Raw genomic sequence first — 6,000 nt, 5'->3', positions numbered from 1 at the left:
CTCTGCGTGAGGGTGTTCTTCCGGCGACGTTGCATGTGGATGAGCCGTCATCGCATGTGGACTGGGAGGCGGGCCAGGTCCGGCTCCTGTCCGAGGCGGTGGCGTGGCCGGGGGTGGGGCGGCCGCGTCGGGCGGGTGTCTCCTCGTTCGGGCTGAGTGGCACCAACGCGCACGTTGTGTTGGAGCAGGCGCCTGAGGCGGTTATCGATAGGCGGGACGATGTCCGGTCGTTGCCGGTGATTCCCTGGGTTGTATCGGGTCAGGGATCGATGGCGTTGCGGGAGCAGGCGGAGCGTCTCCTGGCCCATGTGGAGGCGCGGCCCGAGCTTGACCCTGTCGATGTTGCGGTGTCGCTTATCGATAGCCGTTCCACGTTCGGGAACCGGGCCGTGGTGCGGGGCACGGATCGCGTATCGATAGTCGCGGGCCTCGCCGCCATCGCCCGAGGAGAGACCACCTCCGACCCCGCCACCGAGGGCAAGCTGGCCTTCCTCTTCTCCGGCCAGGGTGCGCAACGGCTCGGTATGGGGCGGGAGTTGTATGACGCCTTCCCGGTGTTCGCCGAAGCCTTCGACGCGGTGTGCGCGTACCTCGACGGTGACCTGCGCAGTGTCGTCTTCGGTGAGGACGCGGATCTCCTGAACGAGACCGGTTGGACGCAGCCGGCCCTGTTCGCGATCGAGGTGGCGCTGTTCCGGCTGGTGGAGTCGTGGGGTGTGTACCCGGACTTCCTCGTCGGGCACTCCGTCGGTGAACTGGCCGCCGCCCACGTATCAGGAGTCCTGTCCCTCGAAGACGCGGCCCGCCTCGTCTCCGCGCGCGGTCGTCTGATGCAGGAACTGCCCTCCGGTGGTGCGATGTTCGCGCTGGAGGCCACCGAGGACGAAGTCGTCCCGCTGCTGACCGGTGACGTGTCCCTTGCCGCGATCAACGGCCCCCAGGCGGTCGTCGTCTCCGGTACGGAGGCTGCCGCGCAGGCCGTCGCCGACGAGATCGCCGCCCTCGGCCGCCGTACCACCCGACTGCGGGTCTCGCACGCCTTCCACTCGCCCCTCATGGAGCCGATGCTGGCCGCGTTCCGTGCGGTCGCCGAGAGCGTCACTTACGCCGAGCCGCTGATCCCGGTCGTCTCCAACGTCACCGGACAGCTCGCCGCCGCAGGGGAGTTGGAGTCCCCGGAGTACTGGGTCCGGCACGTCCGTGAGGCGGTCCGGTTCGCCGACGGCATCCGTACCCTCGCGGACCGTGGTGTCACCCGTTACGTCGAGCTCGGCCCGGACGGCACCCTGACCGCCCTCGCCCAGCCCTCCGTCCCGGTCACCGACGCAGCACCCCTCTTCGTGCCCGTCCTGCGCAAGGACCGCCCCGAGCCGGACACGATCACCGCGGCCCTCTCCAAGGCGTTTGTGCACGGTGCCGACGTCGACTGGTCGGCCTACCTCGCCGGTTCCGGCGGGCACACGGTCGACCTGCCGACCTACGCCTTCCAGCGTGAGCGCTTCTGGCCCACGCTCGCCGCCACGCACCGCACCGGCGTCACCGGTACGGGTGCGAACCCGTTGGACGACGCGTTCTGGGCCGCCGTCGAGGCCGGTGACGCCCATGACCTCGCCGAGGTCCTGGGTGTCGATGAGAGTGAACTCGACTCCGTCGTCCCGGCCCTGTCGGCCTGGCGCAAGGGCGCCACCGAACGCAACAAGGTCGACTCCTGGCGCTACCGCGTCGACTGGCGGCCCTTCGCTCCGCAGGCCCACGCAGAGGTGGACACCGACCGCCGACTGCTCCTCCAGCCCGTCGGCGTGGAGACCGTCCTCCCGGGCATCGAGGAGTTCCTGCCCGGCGTCGAGCGGCTGACCTACGACCCCACCGCCGACCGCACCGAACTGACCATCCTCCTGGCCGAGGCGGTCGCCGCGGGGGAGGCCGTCGCCGGCGTCCTGTTCCTGCCGGCCGGTCTGACGGACACCCTGGCCGTCGTCCAGGCGCTGGGTGAGGCCGGGGTCGACGCCCCGGTGTGGACACTGACGTCGGGTGCCGTTGTGGTCGGCGCGTCCTCCGAGGGCGTGGCCGAGCCGGACCGTGCGGCGCTGTGGGGCTTCGGCCGGGTCGCCGCGCTGGAGCACCCGGACCGCTGGGGCGGCCTGGTCGACCTGCCGAGCCGTCCCGACCGCCGTGCCCTGGCCGCGCTGGCCGCCGTCGTCCGTGACGGGTCCGAGGACCAGGTGGCCGTACGCGGCGCCGCCGTCTTCGCCCGCCGTCTCGTCCATGCCGCCGCGCCGACCGGTGCGGGAGCCGAGTGGCGCTCGCCCGCCCGCGTGCTCATCACCGGTGGCACCGGCGGACTCGGCGCCCACGTGGCCCGTTGGCTGGTCGAACGGGGTGCCACCCATCTCGTCCTGGTCGGCCGTCGTGGCCCCGACGCGCCCGGTGCCGTCGAACTCACGGGTGAGCTGGAGGAGTTGGGCGCCGAGGTTGTCGTGGAGGCGTGTGACACGGGGGATCGGGAGGCCGTCGCCGGTCTGCTGGCCCGGCACCCCGTCGACGCCGTCTTCCACGCGGCCGGTGTGCTCGACGACGACGTGATCGACCGGATGACCCCCGAGCGGATCGCCGCCGTGCTGGCCGCCAAGGCCATCGGTGCCGATCATCTCGACGCCCTCACCAGGGACTTGGACCTGTCGGCGTTCGTGGTGTTCTCGTCGATCGCCGGTGTGTGGGGCAGTGGTGGCCAGTCGGCCTACGCCGCCGCCAACGCCCACCTCGACGCGTTGGTCGAACGCCGCCGCGCACAGGGGCTGACCGGTACCGCCGTCGCCTGGGGACCCTGGGGCGAGAGCGGCATGGCCGCCGACGCCGACGCCCAGGAGCTGCTGCGGCGCCGCGGGCTGCGTCCGCTGGAGACCGGGGCGGCGCTGCGCGCGCTGTCGCGGGCCCTCGAAGCGGGTGACGGCACGCTGGTCGTGGCCGACATGGACTGGCAGCGGTTCGCGCCCGCCTTCACCACCGGCCGCCCGAGCCCGCTGCTGTCCGGTGTGCCGGAGGCCGCCGAGGTGCTGCGCGACTCCGGTCCCGCCGACGCGGCCACCGACGCCGCCGCCGGACTGCGCGAACGGCTCGCCGCGCTGCCCGCCGAGGACCGCGACCCGCACCTGCTCGACCTGGTCAGGGAGCACGCCGCCACCGTGCTCGGACACACCGGCACCGCCGCCGTCGCACCCGGACGCTCCTTCCGCGAGCTGGGCTTCGACTCCCTGACCGCCGTGGAACTGCGCGACGCCCTCACCGGCGCCACCGGGGTGCGCCTGCCCTCCACGCTCGTCTTCGACCACCCCACCCCGCAGGCCGTCGCCACCCGGCTGCGCGAGGAACTGCTCGGCGCGGACACCGCCGCCGACGGCGCCGCGCGCACCGCGGCGGCCGTCGCCACCGACACCGACCCCGTGGTCATCGTCGGCATGGGCTGCCGGCTGCCGGGCGGTGTCGCCGGACCCGAGGACCTGTGGCGGGTCGTCACCGAAGGGCTCGACACGGTCACCGGGTTCCCCGAGGACCGCGGCTGGGACCTGGAGACCCTGTTCGCCGCCAGCGACACCCGCTCGGGCGGCTTCCTGCCCGCCGCGTCCGGCTTCGACGCCGCGTTCTTCGGCATCAGCCCCCGCGAGGCCCTGGCCACCGACCCGCAGCAGCGTCTCGTCCTGGAGACCTCCTGGGAGGCGCTGGAGCGCGGCGGCATCGACCCGACCGGACTCAAGGGCAGCCGCACCGGCGTCTTCGTCGGCGCCGGCAGCTCCGGCTACGGCTCCGGACTGACCGAGGTGCCCGAAGGACTCGGCGGACACCTGCTCACCGGCGGCGCCGGCAGCGTCGTCTCAGGACGCGTCTCGTACGCGCTCGGCCTTGAGGGCCCGGCGGTCACCGTCGACACCGCCTGCTCCTCCTCCCTGGTCGCCCTGCACCTGGCCGCGCAGTCGCTGCGCTCCGGCGAGTGCGACCTGGCGCTGGCCGGCGGTGTCACCGTCATGGCCAACCCCGGCGCGTTCGTCGAGTTCAGCCTCCAGGGCGGGCTCGCCCCCGACGGCCGCTGCAAGGCGTTCGGCGACGGCGCCGACGGCACCGGCTGGTCCGAGGGCGTCGGCGTGCTCGTCGTCGAGCGGCTGTCGGACGCCCGCCGCAACGGGCACACCGTGCTCGCCGTCGTGCGCGGCACCGCCGTCAACCAGGACGGCGCCTCCAACGGGCTCACCGCCCCCAACGGGCCCTCCCAGCAGCGGGTCATCCGCGCCGCCCTCGCCGCCGGCGGGCTCACCCCGGCCGACGTGGACGCGGTCGAGGCGCACGGCACCGGCACCGTCCTCGGCGACCCCATCGAGGCGCAGGCCGTCATCGCGACGTACGGGCAGAACAGGCCCGGGGACCGGCCGCTGTGGCTCGGTTCGGTGAAGTCCAACATCGGCCACACCCAGTCCGCCGCGGGCGCCGCCGGCATCATCAAGATGGTCCTCGCGCTCGGCGAGGGCGTCCTGCCGCGCACCCTGCACGCCGACGAGCCCTCCTCCCGCGTCGACTGGAACGCGGGCGAGGTCCGGCTGCTGACCGAGCAGCAGGAGTGGCCCGACACCGGGCGTCCGCGCCGCGCCGGCATCTCCGCGTTCGGCGTGTCCGGCACCAACGCCCACGTCGTCATCGAGCAGGCGCCGCCCGCGCCCGAGACGCCCGAGCGGACCGCGCCCCCGGCCGCCGGGACCCTCGTCCCGTGGACGGTGTCGGCGCGCAGCGCCGCCGCCCTGCGCGCCCAGGCCGCCCGGCTGCTCGCCCACGTCGAGGAGCACCCCGCGCTCGCCCCCGCCGACGTCGCCCGCGCCCTGGTCACCACCCGCCCCGACTTCGAGCACCGCGCCGTCGTCCAGGGCACCGACCGCGCCGCACTCCTCGCCGCCCTCGCGGCCGTGGCCGCGGGCGAGACCTCCCAGGACGCCGTCGCCGGAGACACCCTCACCGAGGGCACCACCGCGTTCCTCTTCGCCGGACAGGGCACCCAGCGGCCCGGCATGGGACGGGAGCTGTACGACACGTTCCCGGTGTACGCCGACGCCTTCGACGCCGTGTGCGCCCACTTCGCCGACCTGCCGGGCCGACTGCCGCTGCGGGACGTCGTGTTCGGCACCGACGCCGACACCCTCAACCGCACCGAGTACACGCAGCCCGCCCTGTTCGCCGTCGAGGTCGCCCTCTACCGGCTCGTCGAGTCCTGGGGCGTACGGCCCCAGCGCCTCCTCGGCCACTCCGTCGGCGAACTCGCCGCCGCCCACGTCGCGGGCGTCCTCACGCTGCCCGACGCGTGCCGGCTGGTCGCCGCCCGCGGCCGGCTGATGCAGGCCCTGCCCGAGGGCGGCGCCATGATCGCCCTCCAGGCCACCGAGGACGAGGTGCTGCCGCTGCTCGCCGGCCGCGAGCACGAGATCGGCCTCGCCGCGCTCAACGGCCCCCGCTCCGTGGTGGTCGCGGGCGACGAGGACGCCGTGCTCGCCGTCGCCGCCCACTTCGCCGGCGAGGGACGCAAGACCACCCGGCTGCGCGTCAGCCACGCCTTCCACTCGCCGCTCATGGAGCCGATGCTCGACGAGTTCCGGGCCGTCGCCGAGAGCGTCGCCTACGCCGAGCCGCGCATCCCGGTCGTCTCCGACACCACCGGACGGCTCGCCGAACCCGGCGAACTCACCTCGCCCGAACACTGGGTGAACCACGTCCGCCGGGCGGTCCGCTTCGCCGACGGCGTCACCACCCTGGAGCGCGACGGCGTCGAGCACTACCTCGAACTCGGCCCCGACACCACCCTGACCGCCCTCACCCAGGGCTCCTGGGAGTCCTACGGCCACCTCGCCGTGCCCGCGCTGCGCGACGACCGGCCCGAACCGGCCGCGCTGCTGGCCGCCGTCGCCGCCCTGCACACCCGGGGCGTGCCCGTCGACTGGTCCGCCGTCCTGGACACCGTCGCCCCCG

General features: G+C 74.2%; 1 protein-coding gene and 1 pseudogene (1 of these 2 only partly in view). Both read left to right on the top strand.

Going from position 1 to position 6,000, the window contains the following annotated elements:
- Positions 1–35: 35 nt before the first annotated feature.
- Positions 36–341: pseudogene (locus AB0F77_RS36210) on the top strand (ketoacyl-synthetase C-terminal extension domain-containing protein); the annotation flags it as partial.
- Positions 342–347: 6 nt separating this feature from the next.
- A protein-coding gene (locus AB0F77_RS36205) for a type I polyketide synthase (protein ID WP_361956737.1) crosses the window boundary here: on the top strand, positions 348–6,000 show its start. Its footprint extends 12,605 nt past the window's final position; the window shows 5,653 of its 18,258 coding nt (coding positions 1–5,653); it begins with the start codon at positions 348–350; its stop codon lies off the right edge, out of view.

The organism is Streptomyces sp. NPDC026672 (genome assembly GCF_040638185.1).
Lineage (GTDB): Bacteria > Actinomycetota > Actinomycetes > Streptomycetales > Streptomycetaceae > Streptomyces.
The sequence above is the reverse complement of the archived record's forward strand: the minus strand, read 5'-3'. Positions and strand labels throughout refer to the sequence as shown.